The following is a 20,998-nucleotide window of genomic DNA, read 5'->3' as shown; positions in this document are numbered from 1 at the left end:
TTTTATTATTCTAAATATAGCAAAGCAGCCAGATATAGTTGCATCTGGCTATCATTTCAATTTATGCTTCAGCATCTACCGCAGCAAGACCTTGATCCTCACCGTCTTCTGGTTTGATCGTGGCTTGCAGTAATAACATTTCGCGTAATTGACCTTCAATCTCATTTGCGATTTCAGGGTTGTCTTTCAAAAATTTAATTGAATTAGACTTACCTTGGCCTACTTTACTGCCTTTATAGCTATACCAAGCACCGGCTTTTTCAACTAACTTGTGTTTAACACCTAGGTCAATCAATTCGCCATGTTTAGAAATACCTTGTCCATACATAATGATGAACTCAGCTTGCTTAAACGGTGGTGCAACTTTGTTTTTAACTACTTTAACACGCGTCTCGTTACCCACGACCTCATCACCATCTTTTACAGACCCGATACGGCGAATATCAATACGTACGGACGAGTAGAACTTTAATGCATTACCACCAGTCGTCGTTTCTGGGTTACCAAACATCACACCAATTTTCATACGGATTTGGTTAATGAAAATACACAAAGTATTAGAGCGTTTGATGTTACCAGTTAATTTACGTAATGCCTGTGACATCAAGCGAGCTTGTAAACCAACATGGTGATCACCCATGTCACCTTCAATTTCAGCTTTTGGCGTAAGTGCAGCAACAGAGTCTACAATCACAACATCGACTGCGCCTGAACGAACTAGCATGTCACAAATCTCAAGTGCCTGCTCACCTGTATCTGGTTGCGATACTAATAAATCATCAACATTTACACCGAGTTTTTCTGCATAGACTGGATCTAGCGCATGCTCAGCATCAACAAAGGCACATGTTTTGCCTTTCTTTTGTGCTTCAGCAATAACTTGAAGGGTAAGCGTTGTTTTACCAGATGACTCAGGACCATAAATTTCGACAATACGTCCTGTTGGTAAACCACCTATACCTAAAGCAATATCTATCCCTAGTGAACCGGTTGAGATAGCTTCAATATCTAAAGCTTGGCTATCACCTAACTTCATAATTGAACCTTTACCAAACTGACGTTCAATTTGTGACAATGCAGCATCAAGTGCTTTTTGTTTATTATCGTTCATTTGCTTCTCCAATCTTGCGTAATGCGAGTAAGTATACTGTATGGAATCACAGTATCAAGCATATTTTCTATTTAAATTTATTAATTATAATATCTATTGCAAAAGCAATGACTTGCATTCTAACCTGTGTCCTATCCCCCGAAAAGATACATTTTTTTACTTCGAGATCCCCTAAAATATAAAATGCAAACCAGACCAACCCAACCGGCTTTTCTGCACTACCACCGCCAGGGCCCGCAACACCTGAAACAGCAACCGCTATATCTGCTTTTGCATTGTGTGCTGCACCTTGGGCCATTTCACGCACTGTTTGTTTACTGACCGCGCCATATTGTGCTAAGACCGGGAGGGGGACTCCTAACAGTTCATGTTTTGCTTGATTACTATAGGTCACAAAACAACGGTCTACGTACGCAGAGCTCCCTGGTGTATCGGTGAGCGCAAAACTAATACCGCCACCAGTACATGATTCAGCGGTAGTGATTGTCAGACGTTTATCCGTTAAAATAGCACCCAATTGTGCAGCGAGGGTCGTGATCTCTTGTTGTAGCTCCATATTCACCCTTTTAGGTAGATGCATGTCGATAGATTTATATTCTGAACATACTATAAAACAACAAACACCTATGATGCAGCAATATCTTAGGATCAAAGTCGAACATCAAGATATTTTATTATTCTATCGAATGGGCGATTTTTACGAACTATTTTTTGATGACGCAATTCGTGCCGCGCAGCTGCTAGATATTTCTCAAACACATCGCGGTAAAGCAGGTGGTGCGCCAATTCCTATGGCGGGTGTACCTTATCATGCCGTTGAAAATTACTTGGCTCGTTTAGTGCAAATGGGTGAATCGGTTGCTTTATGTGAGCAAATTGGCGACCCAGCAACAAGTAAGGGCCCAGTAGAGCGTAAAGTCGTACGTATTGTTACGCCTGGAACCGTCACTGATGAAGCACTTTTACAAGAACGCCAAGATAATTTACTCGCCAGTATTTGGCAAAATAAACAAGGTCATTACGGGCTTGCTTATTTAGATATAAACTCTGGTAGCTTTAATATTGTTGAGCTACAAACAGATGAAGCATTGAGCTCAACATTACAAAGGTTACAACCTGCTGAGCTACTCTATCCAGAGTCTTTTCAAAACTTGTATTTAATTGAACAAATTAAAGGGTGCCGACGTCGCCCAGAGTGGGAGTTTGACTTAGATACAGCCAAACATTTGCTCTGCCAACAATTTAACACCAAAGACTTGATAGGCTTTGGGGTAGAACAAGCAAACACGGCGCTTGTCGCTGCGGGGTGTGTTATGCAATATATTAAAGACACACAACGTACTGCACTGCCACATATTCGGGCTATTGCGTTAGAAAAAAACGAGCATGCGGTCATCCTCGATGCCGCAACCCGTAAAAACTTAGAATTAACCGTCAATTTATCAGGCAGCATTGATAATACACTTGCGCAAATACTTGATAAAACCTCTACACCAATGGGCTCTCGGTTATTAAAAAGACGTATTCATACGCCTATCCGTAACCGCTCAGAACTCAATGCTCGTTTATCTGCGATTACAAGCTTAATCGAATCACAACTGAGTATCGAAGTTTATGATGCATTAAAACACATTGGTGACATTGAACGTGTTGTTGCGAGACTCGCACTGTGTAATGCGCGACCACGAGATTTAACACGTTTACGCTCAGCCTTACAGGCTCTTGCGCCATTACATACCATTTTATCTGATTGTAACGATGCGCGCATTTCGCAAATCTGCCAACAATCGACCCCTTTACCAAGGCTACAAGATTTACTAGAACGTGCAATCATCGATAACCCTCCGGTATTAATTCGTGATGGTGGCGTGATAGCAACTGGCTATAATGCCGACCTAGATGAGTGGCGATCACTCAGCCAAGGTGCCACAGACATACTAGATCAACTAGAAGAACGCGAGCGCGAACGCACAGGGATCAATACATTAAAAATTGGCTATAACAAAGTCCATGGCTTTTATATAGAAGTCAGCCGCGCAAATTCACACTTAGTTCCTGTGGAGTACATCCGCAGGCAAACACTAAAAAATAATGAGCGTTATATTATCCCTGAGCTCAAAGAGCATGAAGACAAAGTACTCGGCAGCCAAAGCAAAGCACTGGCTCTAGAGAAACAGTTGTATGAACAACTCTTTGAGTTTATTGCACCTTATTTAGAACAACTGCAAACTATGGCCGCTGCACTTGCTGACTTAGATGTACTTAATACATTGGCTGAGCGCGCACAAACTCTTGACTATTGTAGACCTCATTTAACTGAGTCTGACGAAATTTGTATTGAAGCCGGACGTCACCCTGTTGTTGAACAAGTTAGTAAAGATCCGTTTATAGCAAACCCTGTCCATTTAAGTCCACAACGGAAAATGTTGGTGATAACAGGGCCTAACATGGGCGGTAAATCAACTTATATGCGCCAAACTGCTTTGATTGTGCTAATGGCGCACATAGGAAGCTACGTGCCTGCAAGTCATGCAACACTCGGGCAAGTTGACCGTATTTTTACACGAATTGGTGCCAGTGACGATTTGGCATCAGGTCGCTCAACATTCATGGTTGAAATGACAGAAACAGCGACTATTTTAAACAATGCATCGCATCAGTCCTTAGTTTTAATGGATGAAATAGGTCGCGGAACCAGTACCTATGATGGTTTGTCTCTTGCCTACGCAACCGCAGATTATTTATCCCGTAAGATTAATGCAAAGACTTTATTTGCCACCCATTATTTTGAGCTCACGGAATTAGCAGAACAGCAAAATGAGTTGGTCAACGTACACCTCGATGCGGTAGAGCACAACGACACCATTGCGTTTAAGCATACCGTTCTTGATGGTGCAGCGAGTAAAAGTTTTGGCTTACAAGTCGCAGGCCTAGCAGGTGTACCAAAAGACGTACTGAAAGTGGCGAAGCAGAAGCTCACAATGTTAGAAAATCATCAAAGTGTCGTGGAGTCAGCTGCACCAGCACAGCAAATACTCGCACTAACCAGTGAACCGTCTGAACTTGAGCTTTCCATTCAATCACTGGACCCAGATGAACTGTCACCAAGAGAGGCTCATGCGATGTTATATAAACTAAAAAAATTACTATAACCGGTACACTCCCTATAAAAAAACCACTCTCAGAGTGGTTTTTTATTATAAGGTTGCTCACGGTTACACTTGTTCAAATAAACTATCTGTACTTAACCCTTCATGTTGCAAAATGTCTTTTAAACGACGTAACGCTTCAACTTGGATTTGGCGTACTCGCTCTCGCGTCAAGCCTATTTCTCGACCAACATCTTCAAGTGTCGATGGCTCATAACCCAGTAAACCAAACCGTCTTGCTAACACTTCGCGCTGTTTAGGATTCAATTCACCAAGCCAATCCACAATGTGCTTATTAATATCATTGCTCTGTACTTCATTCTCTGGGCCATGCCCTTTTTCATCAGCAATAATATCTAACAGCGCTTTATCATTTTCACCACCAATTGGTGTATCAACTGAGGTGATTTTTTCATTTAAGCGCAGCATTTTCGTAACGTCTTCTACAGGTCTATCCAAACATTCTGCAATTTCTTCAGCCGTCGGTTCATGATCTAACTTTTGTGTCAGCTCACGTGCCGTACGTAAATATACATTAAGTTCTTTAACAACATGAATAGGAAGGCGGATCGTACGAGTTTGGTTCATTATGGCACGTTCGATCGTTTGACGTATCCACCATGTTGCATAGGTAGAAAATCGAAAACCTCGCTCTGGATCAAACTTTTCAACAGCACGAATTAGGCCTAAGTTACCCTCTTCGATCAGATCCAATAGCGCTAAACCACGATTGTTGTATCTTCGCGCGATTTTAACAACGAGTCGCAAGTTGCTTTCAATCATACGTTTTCGAGAAGCTTCACAGCCTTTTAAAGCTTTGCGCGCAAAATAAACTTCTTCTTCGGCACTCAGCAGCGGAGAGAAACCAATTTCACCTAAATATAACTGAGTCGCATCTAAGTTCTTTACTATCTCGTCTTTTGCGAAAATGTCTTCATCTTCAATGTTTTCTAAAAGCGCAGTTTTAGAATCATCCAATGTGACATCAGCGTTTTTTCCTTCAAAATCTTCCGTTTTTTTGGTCTTAACATTTGCAGTTTGAGCCATATGCATCCTCCCAAGCGAATGAATGGTATAAATTCATCATACTGTCTGTTAGTGTCTTAATCCTTAGGTAAAAACCTAAGTGGGTTTACAGCTTGCCCTCTAAAACGGATCTCAAAGCGAAGCGCAGTCTCAGTGGCGTCTGTACTTCCTATGTCGGCAATTCTTTGACCAACTTTAACTTTTTGCTGCTCTTTGACCCATAATTTCGAGTTATGTGCATAAGCACTTAGATAATCATCATTGTGCTTCAGAATGATTAAATTACCATACCCTCTTAATGCACTTCCCGCATAAACCACAGTGCCCGCTGCGGCAGCTTTTACAGGTGTTCCATGTTTATTAGCAATCAATAGTCCTTTATACCCATTATCTTTAACAGAAAAACGTTTTATCACCTTGCCAGAAACTGGCCTCTGCCACTGTACCTTTTTAGAAATCATTTGCTTAGGCACTCTGACACTGCTCTTCTGTTCTTTTTGAACATACTCCCGTTGTTTTGGCTTATCAAGTTCTTTTTTCTGTATTTTGTTACTTTTTTGTTTGTTATTTTTAGGGTTACTGTGTTTTTTTGTCTGCTTTTTGACCTTATTATTCTTATTTACAAAACGCTTTAAATGAATAATTTGCCCGGGATAAATCACATAGGGTGGTTTTATATTATTTATCTGAGCAACTGACCTCACATCTTTATTTGCACTAAAGGCAATAGAAAATAACGTATCACCTTTGTGAACTTTATATTGATTATTCTTAATATGAAATTTATGCGTCGAAGAGGTCTTACCAGAGTTTAGGGATGTAACAGGGGCTGGTTTATGACGAGTAGAACAGGCACTCAACAACAAAGCAGCCAGTAATAGAATTAGCAGATGCATTTTTATCATTGTTTACTGTTCGCCATATATAATCATAAATGCTTAAATTAGTACTGTCTCGCAACTTAAAATAGACTTTAAATAATATCACCGGCGATCAAAGGTACAAACTTTACCGGCGCTAATGGATGTTCAATAAATTGCTCACCTTGACGAACAAAGAGTGTTAAAACCTGTTCATATTCACCTAAAGGAACGATCAGTGCTCCACCATCTTCTAACTGTTGCAATAAAGAGTGCGGTACTGACTTTGCTGCAGCGGTAACAATGATCCCAGCGAAAGGCGCTTTAGACGACCAGCCCAACCACCCATCACCATGTTTCATCGATACGTTATATAAATCAAGCTGGTGCATTCTACGCTTTGCTTGCCACTGCAAGCTTTTTATCCTTTCAACAGTACACACACTCTCAAACAACTGTGCCAAAATTGCAGTTTGATAACCTGAACCAGTACCTATTTCAAGAACAGACCCTTCGACCCCAACTTGTCTGAGTATTTCTGTCATTTTCCCAACAATAAACGGCTGTGAAATCGTTTGGCCTTGGCCTATTGGTAACGCCGTATTTTCGTAGGACTTATGCTTTAATACATCATCAACGAACAAATGCCGTGGTGTTTGCTCTAATACAGCTAACACTTTAGCGTCTTCAACTCCAAGTTTTTTAAGTTGCTCGATTAAAATACTCGCACTGCGCGCGTAATTGTTTAATAACATTACATAGACTCTTTTAACCAGCTTGCCATAGTCGCCAAGCTTTCATGGGCAGTCATATCAACTTTTAAGGGAGTAACTGATGCATATCCTTCACTGATAGTATGAAAATCAGTACCTGGCCCCGCATCATTTTCAAGACCCAATGGCCCATACCAAAAAATATCCCGCCCCCAAGGGTCGGCTTGCTGTGTCATTGTTTCAGCTTGATACCTCGAACCAAGTCGACTGACCTTCACGCCTTTGAGCTCAGAAATGGGTAAATCGGGGGCATTAATATTAATAATGTGATCTGCGGGTAACGGGTGAAAGTGCAATTTTTTGATTATTTCAACGGTAACATGGGCCGCCGTTTCATAGTGTGCTTCCTCTTTTGAGCACAACGACACAGCAATTGCTGGTAACCCTAAGTGCCGCCCTTCTATTGCAGCAGCTACTGTCCCTGAGTACAAAGTATCATCACCAAGGTTAGCGCCCTTATTCACTCCAGCCACAACAAGATCTGGACGTTCGGTCATTAATTTATTGATCCCCATATGAACACAATCGGTTGGGGTGCCGTTAACTGCCATAAACCCATTGTCTAACCTAGACATCCGCAAAGGATTCATCAGTGTCAGTGAATTACTCGCGCCACTACAATTACGATCGGGTGCAACAACCGTGACTTGCGCTATTTGACTCAATGCTTGGTACAATACCGCAATCCCTTTAGCATGTACGCCATCATCATTGCTGAGTAGTATTCTCATCTCTATTATTGTCCGTTATGTTATCTTTTGAGGCATCTCGGTGCTTCACCAGCTCTCTGAGTAACGCCGTCGCAAATGTCCCTTTTGGTAAACTAAACGACAATTTTATCGTTGTTTCATCCAGTGTTTTTACTTCTAAACCTTGCGGAAATAAACGCAATGCCCGGCGCTCATTCTTTAACCCTAATTCAGCCAGACCTTCTTGCCAAGCACTAAATGGCAGCAGCCAAGCTTTCTCTTGCTCTGTTAAACCTTTTTCACCTTTGCCAACAAGCGGTGCAGACAAAAGAATATCGCCACTGGTAAGCCGCGATATGGTGTCATCACTGATGTTTTCTTCAAAAAATGCATTGCTGCCACTCAACATAAAAATTTCTTTGTGCCAAGTTTTAGCCAAACCATGCTCCGCAACACGCTGACTTACAATGGCATTAAAAATATGAGCGCGCGCTGCCGATATAATAATGCCGCGTAATTTTTTGTCTCGAATACGTTCACCTGCAAACATACGCTCAGCCATGTGTAAATTATGCCCATCATGACCAAATCGCTGCTCACCAAAGTAATTTGGTACTCCTTGGCGTACTGCATTGATGCGAGATAATATATCTAATGGTGTACTAATATTACGCAGAGTAATTTGAAACTTATTCCCTGAATGACAGCCAGTACGTAGTTTTCTATTATGCCTGACTTGTTTAACTACAAACACACTATGGCTATTTAATTCTGTAAAATCAATATCATGCTTAATAGGGACTGGCACACTGAACCATTGACTGGTTACACCATGCCTATCTTTTAAGCCAGCATAACTGACATCTCGCGGCGCAACATTGGCAAATTTTGCAATCATCTTAGCGACGTATTGTGTATTTTCGCCTTTTTTGATCACTTGTAGACACACATGCTCACCTTCACCTGTAAGCTCAATATCCAGTATTTCATCTACAACAAAGTCTTCTGCACTGGTTTTATAATCTGCCGTTGATAATGGCTCACCATATAAATAGTTTAAATCCTTCATATCTTTGTTACCAATACCACTGCATGTGCAGAAATACCTTCTTTTCGCCCTTCAAAACCGAGCTTTTCAGTTGTCGTGGCTTTCACATTAACTTGATCAAGCGCAACGTTACAATCTTGTGCTAAATTAGCGCGCATCGCATCAATATGCGGTCGCATCTTAGGGGCTTGTGCAACAAGAGTGATATCGCAATTTGCCAATTGATAACCCAATTCAACAATTTGCGCCATAACACGTCGTAGTAATATACGACTGTCTATATTTTCAAACTCATCAGCAGTATCAGGGAAATGTTTACCAATATCGCCTAAAGCCAATGCCCCTAGCAAGGCATCGCATAGAGCATGCACCGCAACGTCACCATCTGAGTGTGCAATAAAGCCATATTGATATGGGACTTTTTCACCACAAATTACCAATGGACCTTCACCACCGAATTTATGTACATCAAACCCATGGCCAATTCTTATCATGTTGCACTCTCTTTTTGCTGTTGAGATATTAAAAAACACGCCAAAGCATAATCTTCTGGCGTAGTGATTTTTATATTGTCTGAGCGCCCAGCAATAAGCTGTACAGGCTCATTATTCCATTCCATCGCCGATGCTTCATCGGTGATCTTGACGTTGTTTAACAAGGCACTTTTAAGTGCAGCTCGCAATGCTTCAAATGGAAACATTTGCGGGGTTAATGCTTGCCATAGCTCATCACGCGGCACAGTACCTAAGCTATATTCATTGCCACGTTTAATCGTGTCTTTTACTTTAGCAGCTAAAATCCCACCTTGACCTTTGTGTATGCACTGGGTCATTAACTGCGTAATATCTGAGGCGGTAACCAACGGTCTGGCCGCATCATGGACAAGTACCCAATCCGGCGCATACTCAACCAGTCGATTTAACGCATTGAGCACCGAATCAGAGCGCTCCTGTCCACCAGGGGTACGAATGATGCGCCTGCTATTAATATTAAGGTCAGCAAAATAGGCATCTTGTTCACTCACAGCAACCGCGATCATACTCACCGCAGGAATGTGTAACATTTTGTCTAATGTGTGCTCTAAAACCGTTTTCCCCGCAATATCTAAGTACTGCTTAGGATGTGATAGCTGCATACGACTGCCCACACCCGCTGCCGGCACAACAATGGCTATTTTTGGATTTTTATTCATGGTGTTTTTTTGGCAGAACTCTTATGAATGTTTCATTCGGTTTGATCATGCCCAGTTCATGTCGAGCACGTTCTTCTACGCCCTCTAAACCAAGCTTTAAGTCTTCTATATCAGCTTTAAGTAGTTTGTTACGTTTTAGCAGCTTTGCATTGATTTGTTGGTGTGCTGTGACTGCCTCTTTGAGCCTGGTGTAATCTTGTAAGCCATTATGGCCAAACCAGAGCTGATACTGAATAAAGGCCGCTAAGCAAACTAAAGCAAATTGAAATAAGCGCACTATTTAGCTCCTAACGCCTGCTATGCATTTTTTAAGATTAATATGGACGTTTTTTTATTGTTCTGACGTTTTCCCAGTTAATCATACTGGCTAACAGCATTTCCCTTAAGCTTAATATCCTTGGGCTTATCGCCTTAGTAAACCGCCATTGATGCCCACAACATGCGGCACTAAGAAGCGCTTTAGAAGGTTTAAGCATCATGGTAGAGTCATAATCATGACTTCGCCCTGAACAATCGAACCACTGATACTGATTACAGTGCACCGTATTGTCTCGCACTTGATCTATGGTGTCTATGACTATGCGTGTTAAACCATCACCTGAAATAACAATGGGTACCACCAACCCGACGGATGCATGACGTGAAAAATAATGCTCGCACACATCAGCGTGCCACTTTGGTTGGGCTTTTTGCGCACATAACCAGCTGCCATTGTGACTGTCTAACTCTAAAGGAACGCACCCTTGCACGATATGCCGGGCCGCTCGTTCAACATAATAAGGAAGGCTCAGTAAAGCGCGTGATATTTGCTCATTGTCTGCTTTTTTTGCTAAAGCAGGGATCTCTCGTGCATAAAATACGTTAACTAACTCAGCAAACTGCAAGCGTTCATGCTCATCGTGCCATAAACTACTTTGCGTACTTGATGTTATTAACCGTTGTTTATCCACACTGGCTCTCCCTTTATATGAAAGTTATAGCATGGCCTATCAGTGCAAGCTAGCCTTTCGGCTTTTCACCCAAGCGTGCTTCTCCGTTTTCCATAAACTGCACCACAGCAGTACGCTTTTTACCAACCAGTAAACTGCCATCACATAAAAACATAAAATTCTGCCAACACCGCTCAAATACTGCAAAATTAGTTTCTATAACCTGGTCTCGCGACATACAAAAATACACCGTTGTATTCGCTTCCCAGCCAAGGTGTGTGGTGATTGACTCTGGTAATGCTCCCTCACCTTGCTCCCAAGGCTGCTCCCAATCAACATTTTCTGACCAACTATCTTCTTTACCAACCCACTCAGAAGGGGTGAAAAAGTCAGGGTGATCTTGATCACGACTTATCATCGTACTCCATAAAACCGCCGCACGCTCTTTCGTCATTGGTTTAATGGCCGCTAAGTCACTCTCGGATATTGGTAAATCTTGGTGTTTAAAAACCCATGCTTTTCTAAAGTCATCAAGCGCAATATAATTCATACAACAGGCCAGTTTGGCAAACATTAGTGCGCAGTATACCGCACAGAAAACGGAGCGAACAGTGAAGCAAACACTAAAACCCGGTATTTATCAGCATTACAAAGGACAGCAATATCGTGTATTCCACACAGCAACACACAGTGAAACACAAGAGTGTATGGTTGTGTACCAAACACTGTATGGAGATTTTGATTTTTGGGTCCGCCCTTTCAGCATGTTTGTAGAAAATATCACACGCGATGGCATCGAAATACCGCGTTTTAACTATGTAGGTTCATAGCTAAATGAAATCCAACCACTAGCGACACCTCACCTTTTTATGGCAAGATAAGCTATTGTCATCAGACCAGTCGTTAGGTAACCCAGTGAAGTTTCAAGGAACCAATAATTACATTGCAAGCAGCGCATTAATGCAAGCCGTTAACGCTGCTATTATCTTAGAAAAACCGCTTTTGATTAAAGGAGAGCCAGGCACAGGTAAAACACTCCTCGCGCAAGAGCTTGCAAACAGTCTCGATACCCGCCTTATTCAATGGCACATAAAGTCCACGACCAAAGCACAACAAGGCTTATATGAGTATGATGCTGTATCTCGTTTGCGTGATAGTCAGTTAGGTGAAGAGCGCGTTCACGACATAAACAATTACATTGTTAAAGGTAAGCTATGGCACGCCTTTACCGACGTACAACGCCCCGTTTTACTCATTGATGAAATCGATAAAGCCGACATTGAATTCCCTAATGATTTATTACTTGAGCTCGATAAAATGGAGTTTCATGTCTATGAAACAGGGGAGCGTGTAAAAGCCAAAATCCGCCCTATCGTGATCATTACATCCAATAATGAAAAAGAACTCCCGGATGCTTTTTTACGGCGCTGCTTTTTCCACTACATTGACTTCCCATCAGCCCAGCAAATGCAGCAAATTATTGATGTACATTATCCGAATATAAAAGCCGAATTGGTTCAGCAAGCACTAGAAAGCTTTTTTAAATTGAGGGAAGTGCCTGGGCTGAAGAAAAAACCCAGTACCAGTGAGTTACTTGATTGGCTTAAACTGCTTATGGCAGAAGATATTGACAGCGCAACGCTGCATGATAAACAGCATCAGGGTGGTCTTATGCCTCTGTTTGGCGCTTTATTAAAAAACGAACAAGATGTGAGCTTAATTGAAAAGCTGGCTTTTATGAGTAAGCGATAAACCATGCTAATTGAGTTTTTTTTCACGCTTAAACGCTATGGGCTAAAGGTAAGCCCACGCGAACTACTCGACTGCTTAAGTGCATTAGACAAAGGTTTAGCCTTTGCCGACATCGATGCTTTTTATGAATTAAGTAAAATCATTTTTGTCAAAGATGAAACGCAATTTGATAAATTTGACCGTGCCTTCGCCCATTACTTTCAAGGGATAGAATCACAAGACTTACTCTCGAAATTACAATCCACGACAAAGCTCCCCAATGAGTGGTTGAGAAAAGAGTTTGAAAAAAATCTATCCGAAGAAGAAAAGCAGCAACTCAATGCACTCGGTGGGCTTGATAAATTACTAGAAACACTTAAGCAGCGCCTCACTGAGCAGCAGAAGCGTCATGCTGGTGGCAATAAGTGGGTAGGCACTGGCGGCACGTCCCCATTTGGCGCTTATGGTTATAACCCAGAAGGCATTCGGATAGGTCAAGATGGTAACCGGCAACGCAAAGCAGTTAAAGTGTGGGATAAACGTCAATACCGAAATTTAGACGCCAACACTGAAATCACCAGCAGAACGATGAAATTGGCGTTAAAGAAACTCCGCAAGTTTGCAAAAAGTGGCGCCAGCGATCAGCTTGACCTCAATGAAACCATCGCTGCAACTGCAAAACAAGGAGGTATGCTCGATGTCAAAATGACCCCTGAACGACACAATGCCATTAATATCATTATGCTGTTCGATATTGGAGGCTCAATGGATGACTACATTCATTTGTGCGAACAACTATTTGGGGCAGCGCACAGTGAATTTAAACATTTAGAGTTTTTTTATTTTCATAATTGTGTGTATGAGCAAGTTTGGCAAGATAATGAACGACGCGATAGCGAAGCTCTGGATACTTACCAACTCATAAACCGCTTCGGTAAAGATTATCGGCTCATTTTTGTCGGGGATGCCACAATGGGCCCCTATGAAATTACCTCCCCCGGCGGCAGTGTTGAGCATTGGAATCAGGAAGCGGGCAATGTATGGCTTCAACGCTTGACCCAACACTTCGAAAAAGTCGCATGGTTAAACCCACAGCCGACCACCCATTGGCCTTACTACCAATCTATATGCATCATCGATGAACTTATGCATAACCGGATGTATCCATTAACTTTAGAAGGGATTAGTAAAGCAATAAAAGTACTGACCTAATTGCATAATCCACATGGAATTTAATTACAAAAAAGCCGCGATATACGCGGCTTTTTTTATTTTCATTGTCTATTAAGACATGAAATCAACACCTTCTTGGATGTCTTTGTTAAGCGTTGCAAGCATGTCTTCTTTTGCTTTTTGCTCAAACGCACTTAGTTCGCCGTAAGAAAGAATTTCTTCTACGCCGTTTTTACCTAAACGTACTGGGTGAGCAAAATATGGTGCATCACCATTTTCAACAGCAACGTACGCATAATCTACAACATCTTGACCCTGTAGACCTTTAACCAATGAGAAGCAGAAACGTGCTGCAGCTGCACCCATTGAAAGTGTTGCTGAACCGCCACCTGCTTTTGCATTTACCACTTCAGTACCTGCATTCTGGATACGAGGCGTTAAAGCTGCAACTTCTTCATCAGTGAACGAAACGCCTTCCACTTGTGAAAGAAGCGGTAAAATTGTAGTACCTGAGTGGCCACCAATTACTGGTACTTTTACTTCAGACACATCAACACCTTTCAATTCAGCAATAAATGCTTCTGAACGAATTACGTCTAATGTTGTTACACCGAATACGCGAGATGCTTCATAAGTACCCGCTTTTTTAAATACTTCGGCAACAATTGGCACAGTACCATTTACTGGATTAGTAATAACGCCAACTAGTGCTTTAGGACAGTTACGCACAATACCTTCAGCAAGTGTTTTGATAATGCCCGCATTAACATTGAATAGGTCAGCACGATCCATACCTGGTTTACGTGGCATACCAGCTGGGATCAATACAATATCAGCCCCAGCAAGTGCAGCGTCTAGGTCATCAGCACCGAAACCAGCAACTTTAACTGCCGTTGGGATGTGAGAAAGATCAACAGCAACACCTGGAACAACTGGCGCTACGTCGTATAATGATAATTCAGAACCTGCAGGCAAGCCATTTTTAAGTAACAGTGATAACGCTTGACCAATACCGCCAGCGGCACCCAATACAGCAACTTTCATGTGAATTCTCCATACATTGAAGGTAAATTTAGAACGTATTTTTCTTTTATGACTAATATTCGCTTGGTGGTGCGTGCCGCAATTTTGGTACGCATTAACCCACACTTTATCTCGTGTGAAACCAAACAACCACGAGCGCTCAATCATTGAATTTTTGTGTAATCGGGAACTATGAATTTTAATCAACTGGTATCCTGAGTAACCACATAAAATGCAGTTAATCTCAGTAAAATTCATACAAATTACTAAAAATCTAGCCAAAAAAGGTAAACGGGTTCAAGTGTGCAGTAAAGATAATGAAAAGCGCAGGTAAAAACAAATTAATCCGAGTTATTTTCGTGATTTTTTCGACTATAGTTGTAAAGCTGACGGCACTTACTGTTTACGCCACTAAGCAAATCAATTATCACTACGGTAAAATTTGGGTCATAACGCACTTTTGTGTAGAATCCCAACATCGCAATTTGAATTATGGATCGTTATGCAGCCTCAAGAAAAACAAGAAGCGCTGGTCAAAGCATTTAAAGCTTTACTGAAAGAAGAGAACTTTGGTTCACAAGGTGAAATTGTTGACGCGTTAAAAGAGCAAGGCTTTGACAATGTCAGCCAAAGTAAAGTCTCACGTATGTTGAGTAAATTTGGCGCGGTAAGAACGCGTAATGCAAAACAAGAAATGGTGTACTGTTTACCCGCAGAAATGGGTGTACCGACAGCGAAAAGCCCACTTCGCCAACTGGTCATTGATATCATTCACAATGAAATGATGATCATCATTAGAACCAGTCCAGGGGCAGCTCAGCTGATAGCCCGATTACTCGACTCTTTAGGAACTGCTGATGGTGTATTAGGTACCATTGCCGGTGACGACACTATTTTTATAGCCCCAGCACAAATCTCTGAAATAGACGCGACACTCGAGCGAGTTAAAACTTTATTCGACAATGTTTAAAAACCGCTGTCACTATCATCCATAATGGCTTCGACAGCTGCGGATATTACTCGCAGCTTTTGGCCATGGCATTTAAAAATTGCACCGAAGGCGCAAAGAATGCAGCCCCCATATCAGCTTGATTATAATCTAACCACTGATCATAGTTAGCGGGTGTTCCTAATCGAGAAGTGAGTACAGTATCAAAGGCTGAAGCATGAGCAGAACAGCTCATCCATAAGCTGCCTTGTTCAAAGACATCACCAAATGGCATACTCTGATCGAGCAATAATGCGAGCCCGGCTTCATTGGTTAGCTCAGCTAACGACGCATGACTATTCTCACGTGCAGGCTCAATTAATACGTTATCCAATCGAGTCCGTCCCATTATTTGCTCTTGCTCATCAAGTGCCAATGCTTGCCACGCATCAATGTTAAACCGCACCCGCTGCACATGAATATAGCTGCCTTGATGATCTGGTTGTTGTGGGTTATTCACCAGTGCCACTTGACGTTTAAAGCGGCCATGAGGGGCATTACCACCATAGATAAACCCATTAAAGTCTCTGCCATCGAGGAAACGAAAACCTCTAACATGGGCCACTAACTCGACATTGGATGCAAGCATATGTAATACACTTTGCGCAAATAGGTGGTTAACATCTTCCCTATCGGAGCGGATCACATACATTAAATCAAATGGCTGGCTATGTATTAAATGTTCAGTATGACTAATATGAGGAAAGCTTTTTAATTCTTCAGGAATATACTCAGGATAAATGTGAGGCCAATACTGCGCACCAATGGCAACAAAGCTGCTTACCATTGATTCAGAAAAGCGGTCACTCAATTCATTTTGCAACCGCTCACAGTTCGCCAGTGCTGCGCGCACAACTTCGTCGCGCCCTTCTAGTACATTGAAAAATAAATGTAGACCATGTAGGTTTGCTTCAGCACATACTCCTGATTGCGCTTGCGCCATGCTAGCCCTTCCTTAATTCAGCTCTTGCTCAGAAAAGAAATTTACCGCATGTGACTTTATTTTGAAAGAAACAGGGAGGTTTGCGTCAATGATTGTATCTGCAGGAGCCGGTACTTCTATTAGCTGCTCAGCAAAACGTACCCGATAAACATATTCAGTACCCACAAAGCGCTGCTGCTCAACAAAGACTTGCCCTAAAGGGTCATTAATTAACTCTAAATGCTGTGGTCGCACATATATTTGACCTTCTTGCTGAGACTGAGATAATGGCACTATAGAACTCACATCACCAAAATCGGTTGTGACTCGCGCGCCGTTATACCGGGTCGCATTGAGGTAAATCCCCTGCCCCAAAAACTCCGCCACAACTTTATTTTTCGGCTGCTGAAATAGGGTTTTCGCACAGCCTAACTGAGCAATTTGCCCTTCATGCATAATCGCCAATTTATCTGAAAAGGCAAATGCTTCATCTTTTGAGTGACTGACAAAAATTGCCGACACTTGCTGGTCTTTTATGATGGTCCGAATATCATTAATTAATTGATAACGTACTAGTGCATCTATATTTGAAAATGGTTCATCAAGTAGTAATAAATTAGGTCGATAGGCTAACGCTCTTGCGATAGCAACACGCTGTTGTTGACCGCCAGATAACTCATGCGGGTAACGTAATTTAAAGTTATTCAAATGCACAAGTTCGAGCATTTCAGCAACACGCTTTTCACGATCAGATTTGTCGAGTTTATTTAATCCAAAGGCAATATTTTGTGCCACAGTTAAATGAGGAAACAGTGCGTAATCTTGGAACATCATGCCAATATTGCGGTGCTGAGGCGCAACGAACTGCGTTGCATCACTCATACATTGCCCATTAATAACGACCTTCCCTTGCTGAGGCTGAATTAACCCTGCAATAGCTTTAAGCGTGGTTGTTTTACCACAGCCACTAGCTCCCAATAAACACACTATTTCATTTTGCTCTACTGTTAAGTTTAGGCTCTTAATAACTGATTGACCGTCATATTGATACGATAAATTTTGTAAAAGTAAGCTACTCATTAATTATGCTGCTCCATAGACCGATTAACAAAATATAACGGAATTAATCCCACCAAGACAATAAACAAAGCTGACACCGATGCCAATTCTAATTGCTCATCACTGACATATTGAAATACATGTGTCGCAAGTGTTTCGAAATTAAATGGTCTTAATAATAAAGCCGCTGGCAACTCTTTCATACATTCAATAAATACCAGCAGAGCGGCGGTTAAAATGCCTCGACGTAATAACGGAAAATGAATCAAAGTCAAAGTTTGAAAAAAGCCCTTGCCCATACTTTGGCTCGCCATATCAAGTGACGGACTTATTCTCACATAACTGGCCTCAACAGCACCATGCGCTATCGCATAAAATCGTACTACATACGCAAATACCATCGCAAAAAGACTGCCGCTAAGTAATAAACCTGGTTCGACGCTTGTTTCAGCAAACCACTCATTGAGTTTAGTGTCGAGTAGCGTTAATGGTAATAATACCGCAATGGCAAGTACCGTCCCCGGCAGTGCATAACCTGTACTGGCAAAACGTCCTGGTAAAGACTTTCTTTTACCTTTACCAATTCGTTGGTAAAAGACAACTAAAACGCTGAATAAAATGGCGATAGCGCTCACCCAAAGCGAGACTTTAAGGCTTTGCCATGCATAGAGGAAGAACTGACTGTTCCACGCTTCATCAAAGTAGTCAATTGCATAACCACCTAAAATACTAACCGGTAAAACAAAGGCAATCATCAATATTAAAACACAATACGCTGTTGCTCCCCACGCTGATTTACCCTGTAGTTGATACAAGGCAGTCTCATTCACTGACGATTGGCGCTCATGAAGGGTGTCATTTTTACGACTTAAACGCTCCAGCATTAAAGATACAAACAAAAATAACAACATGATCCCAGAGATTTTTGCTGCAGCGGTGAGTGAGTAATAACCTAGCCACGTATCGTAAACTGCGGTGGTTAGCGTACTTACTGCAAAATAATGTACCGTTGCAAAGTCAGCCATTGTTTCCATACTGATCAAAGCAAGTGCGGCTACAATTGCACCACGCGCCAAGGGTAAGCTCACTTTAAAAAAACTTTGCAATGGACTCATTCCCATCAATTGACTTGCTTGCACCAACTTAAATGATTGTTCTCTCAAAGCAGTTTTAAAAATCAAATATAAATAGGGGTACAACACGAGTGCAATCATGACAATTGCCCCAGGTAAAGTACGAATATCGAAAAACCAATAATCATCAGGCGAGTGCCAACCGAACCATTCTCGGAGAGTCACCTGCACCGGGCCTGCGTAATCAAATAAATCTGTATAAATATAGGCAATAATATAAGTTGGCATGGCAAGTGGTAACATTAAAGCCCATTCAAATACTTTGCGCCCTGGAAACTGGCAATACGCTGTTAACCAGCCAAGCGGCAATGCAATAACACAACTTAAAGCAATCACCCCAAGAATGAGCAGCAGGGTGTTAAAGGTGTAGTCCCACAGAACTGTGTTCCACAAATGTGTAAATACCTCTGAATCTCCTTGTAGAGATTCAAAGATCAAAAAAGCCAGCGGTGCTGATAGACAAATGCCTATCAGCCACGCAAATACCTGCCATTTAGACAGAGAAAACGATACTTGCATTAAAGATCAAATTTAACCTCATCGATCAGCTTAAGTGCTAATGGACGATATTTACTAATTTCAGACAATGGTAATGCGTCTTCCTTAAACGTGCCCCATGATGCCACTAAGTTCGACAATGCTACTCCAGACTTTACTGGATATTCCATATTCATTGACGCATACATATTCTGAGCTTTATTGTCGGTCATAAACTCTATAAGTTTCAAGGCATTTTCTGGATTTTTCGCATATTTGGTCATCACAACACCAGAAACATTTAAATGTGCACCACGGTTTGTTTGATTTGGAAAATTAATATGCACGGCATCCGCCCATGCTTTTTGTTTGCTGTCTTGTAGCATCTTACCGAAGTAATAACTATTTCCTAACGCCACATCACATAAGCCTTCTTTAATCGCTTTCACTTGAGCGCGATCATTGCCTTGTGGCTTTCGCGCTAAATTACTTTTTACACCTTCAAGCCACTGCTTAGTATCCGCTTCACCATGATGTGCAATCATTGATGCAATTAACCCTAAGTTGTAAGGGTGCTTTCCTGAACGCATACATATTTTACCTTTATAAGTCGAAGACGCTAAATCTTCGTAGCCTAAATCAGCAAGTTTGCCAACACGCTCCTTTGACGAATAAACATTACGCACACGCTTCGTTAATGCAACCCACTCTCCTGCCGGATCACGAAAAGCAGCAGGAATATTACGATTTACAACATCGCTTTCTATTTTTTGCGTTAGGTTGAGATCATCTAACTGCATCAAGGCACTAAAGTTTGACGTTAATACTAGATCAGCTCGGCTATGCTTACCCTCTCGCTTCACTCGCTCAATAAGCCCTTTCTTAGCAAAAACGACATTAGTTTTTATGCCTGTTTGTTTGGTAAAGTCATCTAAAATTGGCTGGATCAAGAACGGTTGACGAAAAGAGTAGATATTAACTTCGTCTACTGCCAATGCGGGTAAACACGTCAAAGATGTAAAAACAATCGCTAATGCTTTTTTCATTAAAGCCTCCAGATAAAAACAATAATTATTATCAGCTAATAATATCTCTTATGATGCTAAAAAACACCCTTTGAATAAAACTAGCTTTATGTTGTTGCAAATAACAGTATCATCAAATCAGAAGTTGCTTGTGAGAAATATCTTACTTCTGATGTGGAGATCAATGATACCAGTGCTGAAAACACCACCAAAGCACCTGTAAGTAATTGTTTATAATTAGATTTAATGTAAAGCTTAATTATTCACCAATAATTCAAAGCACTTTTACTTGTTTTGTACCCGTAAAAACTCTCTATACTTTACACCGTATTCAAGTACAGGTCAGGATTAAATAAAGCCGTACTCAGTGTAGCTTATTTAAAACTGCCGGACGCAATGACAGAGGACAATCAGCTGGATGCTGAGGTTTATGGAAACGCTATAGGATGTAGCAAGCACTAAAGGGAAACGGACAATCAGCCGGATGCTGAGGTTTATGGAAACGCTATAGGATGTAGCAAGCACAAAAGGGAAACGGACAATCAGCCGGATGCTGAGATTTATGGAAACGCTATAGGATATAGCAAGCACTACAGGGAAATGGACAATCAGCTGGATGCTGAGGTTTATGGAAACGCTATAGGATATAGCAAGCACTACAGGGAAATGGACAATCAGCTGGATGCTGAG

The 20,998-nt window shown here is 41.6% G+C and carries 23 protein-coding genes; 5 read left to right on the top strand and 18 right to left on the bottom strand.

Annotated elements, in window-relative coordinates:
- Positions 1–61 precede the first annotated feature (61 nt).
- Together recA and CWC18_RS14235 are read right to left on the bottom strand one after the other, a co-directional pair.
- Positions 62–1,111 carry a recombinase RecA gene (recA, locus tag CWC18_RS14240; protein ID WP_138591627.1) on the bottom strand — a complete coding sequence of 350 codons (1,050 nt, stop codon included), beginning with the start codon at positions 1,109–1,111 and terminating at the stop codon, positions 62–64.
- Positions 1,112–1,178: 67 nt separating this feature from the next.
- Positions 1,179–1,667 carry a CinA family protein gene (locus tag CWC18_RS14235; RefSeq protein WP_138591626.1) on the bottom strand — a complete coding sequence of 163 codons (489 nt, stop codon included), beginning with the start codon at positions 1,665–1,667 and terminating at the stop codon, positions 1,179–1,181.
- Between the two features lie 22 nt (positions 1,668–1,689).
- On the opposite strand from CWC18_RS14235, the gene mutS reads away from it, so the two are divergent.
- Entirely contained in the window at positions 1,690–4,263 is a 2,574-nt protein-coding gene (gene mutS / locus CWC18_RS14230) for a DNA mismatch repair protein MutS (RefSeq protein ID WP_138675515.1), read from the top strand.
- 63 nt (positions 4,264–4,326) lie between these two features.
- Here the strand turns inward: mutS and rpoS are convergent, their stop codons facing one another.
- The 10 genes from rpoS to CWC18_RS14180 form a co-directional block, all read right to left on the bottom strand.
- Positions 4,327–5,307: an RNA polymerase sigma factor RpoS gene (gene rpoS / locus CWC18_RS14225; RefSeq protein ID WP_138591624.1), complete on the bottom strand. Its 981-nt coding sequence runs from the start codon at positions 5,305–5,307 to the stop codon at positions 4,327–4,329.
- A gap of 56 nt (positions 5,308–5,363) precedes the next feature.
- The gene (locus CWC18_RS14220; protein WP_138675514.1) at positions 5,364–6,191 is read right to left on the bottom strand and encodes a peptidoglycan DD-metalloendopeptidase family protein; all 828 of its coding nucleotides are present in this window, start codon (positions 6,189–6,191) and stop codon (positions 5,364–5,366) included.
- Positions 6,192–6,259: 68 nt separating this feature from the next.
- Entirely contained in the window at positions 6,260–6,901 is a 642-nt protein-coding gene (locus CWC18_RS14215; protein ID WP_138591622.1) for a protein-L-isoaspartate(D-aspartate) O-methyltransferase, read from the bottom strand.
- Positions 6,901–7,650: a 5'/3'-nucleotidase SurE gene (gene surE / locus CWC18_RS14210; protein ID WP_138591621.1), complete on the bottom strand. Its 750-nt coding sequence runs from the start codon at positions 7,648–7,650 to the stop codon at positions 6,901–6,903. Before surE ends, CWC18_RS14215 begins: the two co-directional genes overlap by 1 nt.
- On the bottom strand, positions 7,628–8,677 hold the full coding sequence (gene truD / locus CWC18_RS14205; RefSeq protein ID WP_138675513.1) for a tRNA pseudouridine(13) synthase TruD: 1,050 nt from the start codon (positions 8,675–8,677) through the stop codon (positions 7,628–7,630). The genes surE and truD overlap by 23 nt, the downstream gene beginning before the upstream one ends.
- Entirely contained in the window at positions 8,674–9,150 is a 477-nt protein-coding gene (gene ispF / locus CWC18_RS14200; protein WP_138591619.1) for a 2-C-methyl-D-erythritol 2,4-cyclodiphosphate synthase, read from the bottom strand. The genes truD and ispF overlap by 4 nt, the downstream gene beginning before the upstream one ends.
- Entirely contained in the window at positions 9,147–9,848 is a 702-nt protein-coding gene (ispD, locus tag CWC18_RS14195) for a 2-C-methyl-D-erythritol 4-phosphate cytidylyltransferase (protein ID WP_138591618.1), read from the bottom strand. Before ispD ends, ispF begins: the two co-directional genes overlap by 4 nt.
- Positions 9,841–10,125, bottom strand: coding sequence for a cell division protein FtsB (gene ftsB, locus CWC18_RS14190; RefSeq protein WP_119861095.1), 285 nt, complete (start codon positions 10,123–10,125; stop codon positions 9,841–9,843). The genes ispD and ftsB overlap by 8 nt, the downstream gene beginning before the upstream one ends.
- Before the next feature lie 37 nt (positions 10,126–10,162).
- Entirely contained in the window at positions 10,163–10,798 is a 636-nt protein-coding gene (locus CWC18_RS14185) for a hypothetical protein (RefSeq protein ID WP_138591617.1), read from the bottom strand.
- A gap of 49 nt (positions 10,799–10,847) precedes the next feature.
- The gene (locus CWC18_RS14180; protein ID WP_138591616.1) at positions 10,848–11,327 is read right to left on the bottom strand and encodes a DUF2947 domain-containing protein; all 480 of its coding nucleotides are present in this window, start codon (positions 11,325–11,327) and stop codon (positions 10,848–10,850) included.
- Positions 11,328–11,388: 61 nt separating this feature from the next.
- On the opposite strand from CWC18_RS14180, the gene CWC18_RS14175 reads away from it, so the two are divergent.
- The 3 genes from CWC18_RS14175 to CWC18_RS14165 all read left to right on the top strand — a co-directional run bounded on the left by CWC18_RS14175 (position 11,389) and on the right by CWC18_RS14165 (position 13,720).
- Complete coding sequence (locus CWC18_RS14175) at positions 11,389–11,607, top strand: DUF1653 domain-containing protein (RefSeq protein WP_138591615.1); 219 nt, start codon at positions 11,389–11,391, stop codon at positions 11,605–11,607.
- Positions 11,608–11,737: 130 nt separating this feature from the next.
- Positions 11,738–12,529, top strand: a complete 792-nt coding sequence (locus CWC18_RS14170) for an AAA family ATPase (protein ID WP_432760778.1) — start codon at positions 11,738–11,740, stop codon at positions 12,527–12,529.
- A 3-nt stretch (positions 12,530–12,532) separates the two neighbouring features.
- Complete coding sequence (locus tag CWC18_RS14165) at positions 12,533–13,720, top strand: vWA domain-containing protein (RefSeq protein WP_138675511.1); 1,188 nt, start codon at positions 12,533–12,535, stop codon at positions 13,718–13,720.
- A 72-nt stretch (positions 13,721–13,792) separates the two neighbouring features.
- Here the strand turns inward: CWC18_RS14165 and mdh are convergent, their stop codons facing one another.
- Positions 13,793–14,725: a malate dehydrogenase gene (mdh, locus tag CWC18_RS14160; RefSeq protein ID WP_119861265.1), complete on the bottom strand. Its 933-nt coding sequence runs from the start codon at positions 14,723–14,725 to the stop codon at positions 13,793–13,795.
- A 481-nt stretch (positions 14,726–15,206) separates the two neighbouring features.
- Here mdh and argR point away from each other — a divergent pair, with 481 nt between their 5' ends.
- Positions 15,207–15,674, top strand: coding sequence for a transcriptional regulator ArgR (gene argR, locus CWC18_RS14155; RefSeq protein ID WP_119861089.1), 468 nt, complete (start codon positions 15,207–15,209; stop codon positions 15,672–15,674).
- 46 nt (positions 15,675–15,720) lie between these two features.
- Here argR and CWC18_RS14150 read toward each other — a convergent pair whose 3' ends face one another.
- The 5 genes from CWC18_RS14150 to CWC18_RS21265 all read right to left on the bottom strand — a co-directional run.
- Positions 15,721–16,635 (bottom strand): Dyp-type peroxidase, encoded by a 915-nt coding sequence (locus tag CWC18_RS14150; RefSeq protein ID WP_138675510.1) that lies wholly within the window; start codon positions 16,633–16,635, stop codon positions 15,721–15,723.
- Positions 16,636–16,647: 12 nt separating this feature from the next.
- On the bottom strand, positions 16,648–17,694 hold the full coding sequence (locus CWC18_RS14145) for an ABC transporter ATP-binding protein (protein ID WP_138675509.1): 1,047 nt from the start codon (positions 17,692–17,694) through the stop codon (positions 16,648–16,650).
- A complete protein-coding gene (locus CWC18_RS14140; protein WP_138675508.1) occupies positions 17,694–19,325 on the bottom strand; it encodes an ABC transporter permease in 1,632 nt (543 codons plus the stop codon). The genes CWC18_RS14145 and CWC18_RS14140 overlap by 1 nt, the downstream gene beginning before the upstream one ends.
- On the bottom strand, positions 19,325–20,329 hold the full coding sequence (locus CWC18_RS14135; protein WP_138675507.1) for a Fe(3+) ABC transporter substrate-binding protein: 1,005 nt from the start codon (positions 20,327–20,329) through the stop codon (positions 19,325–19,327). Before CWC18_RS14135 ends, CWC18_RS14140 begins: the two co-directional genes overlap by 1 nt.
- 357 nt (positions 20,330–20,686) lie before the next feature.
- A partial coding sequence (locus tag CWC18_RS21265) for a hypothetical protein (RefSeq protein WP_212747730.1) occupies positions 20,687–20,998 on the bottom strand: 312 nt, incomplete at its 5' end.

It is taken from the genome of Pseudoalteromonas aurantia, from assembly GCF_005886875.1.
Lineage (GTDB): Bacteria > Pseudomonadota > Gammaproteobacteria > Enterobacterales > Alteromonadaceae > Pseudoalteromonas > Pseudoalteromonas aurantia_A.
The sequence above is the reverse complement of the archived record's forward strand: the minus strand, read 5'-3'. Positions and strand labels throughout refer to the sequence as shown.

Excerpts from the sequence above, each read along its gene's own strand:
- recA (WP_138591627.1), bottom strand. The coding sequence starts at position 1,111 with ATGAACGATAATAAACAAAAAGCACTTGATGCTGCATTGTCACAAATT.
- CWC18_RS14235 (WP_138591626.1), bottom strand. The coding sequence starts at position 1,667 with ATGGAGCTACAACAAGAGATCACGACCCTCGCTGCACAATTGGGTGCT.
- mutS (WP_138675515.1), top strand. The coding sequence starts at position 1,690 with ATGTCGATAGATTTATATTCTGAACATACTATAAAACAACAAACACCT.
- rpoS (WP_138591624.1), bottom strand. The coding sequence starts at position 5,307 with ATGGCTCAAACTGCAAATGTTAAGACCAAAAAAACGGAAGATTTTGAA.
- CWC18_RS14220 (WP_138675514.1), bottom strand. The coding sequence starts at position 6,191 with ATGATAAAAATGCATCTGCTAATTCTATTACTGGCTGCTTTGTTGTTG.
- CWC18_RS14215 (WP_138591622.1), bottom strand. The coding sequence starts at position 6,901 with ATGTTATTAAACAATTACGCGCGCAGTGCGAGTATTTTAATCGAGCAA.
- surE (WP_138591621.1), bottom strand. The coding sequence starts at position 7,650 with ATGAGAATACTACTCAGCAATGATGATGGCGTACATGCTAAAGGGATT.
- truD (WP_138675513.1), bottom strand. The coding sequence starts at position 8,677 with ATGAAGGATTTAAACTATTTATATGGTGAGCCATTATCAACGGCAGAT.
- ispF (WP_138591619.1), bottom strand. The coding sequence starts at position 9,150 with ATGATAAGAATTGGCCATGGGTTTGATGTACATAAATTCGGTGGTGAA.
- ispD (WP_138591618.1), bottom strand. The coding sequence starts at position 9,848 with ATGAATAAAAATCCAAAAATAGCCATTGTTGTGCCGGCAGCGGGTGTG.
- CWC18_RS14180 (WP_138591616.1), bottom strand. The coding sequence starts at position 11,327 with ATGAATTATATTGCGCTTGATGACTTTAGAAAAGCATGGGTTTTTAAA.
- CWC18_RS14170 (WP_432760778.1), top strand. The coding sequence starts at position 11,738 with ATGCAAGCCGTTAACGCTGCTATTATCTTAGAAAAACCGCTTTTGATT.
- CWC18_RS14165 (WP_138675511.1), top strand. The coding sequence starts at position 12,533 with ATGCTAATTGAGTTTTTTTTCACGCTTAAACGCTATGGGCTAAAGGTA.
- mdh (WP_119861265.1), bottom strand. The coding sequence starts at position 14,725 with ATGAAAGTTGCTGTATTGGGTGCCGCTGGCGGTATTGGTCAAGCGTTA.
- argR (WP_119861089.1), top strand. The coding sequence starts at position 15,207 with ATGCAGCCTCAAGAAAAACAAGAAGCGCTGGTCAAAGCATTTAAAGCT.
- CWC18_RS14150 (WP_138675510.1), bottom strand. The coding sequence starts at position 16,635 with ATGGCGCAAGCGCAATCAGGAGTATGTGCTGAAGCAAACCTACATGGT.
- CWC18_RS14145 (WP_138675509.1), bottom strand. The coding sequence starts at position 17,694 with ATGAGTAGCTTACTTTTACAAAATTTATCGTATCAATATGACGGTCAA.
- CWC18_RS14140 (WP_138675508.1), bottom strand. The coding sequence starts at position 19,325 with ATGCAAGTATCGTTTTCTCTGTCTAAATGGCAGGTATTTGCGTGGCTG.
- CWC18_RS14135 (WP_138675507.1), bottom strand. The coding sequence starts at position 20,329 with ATGAAAAAAGCATTAGCGATTGTTTTTACATCTTTGACGTGTTTACCC.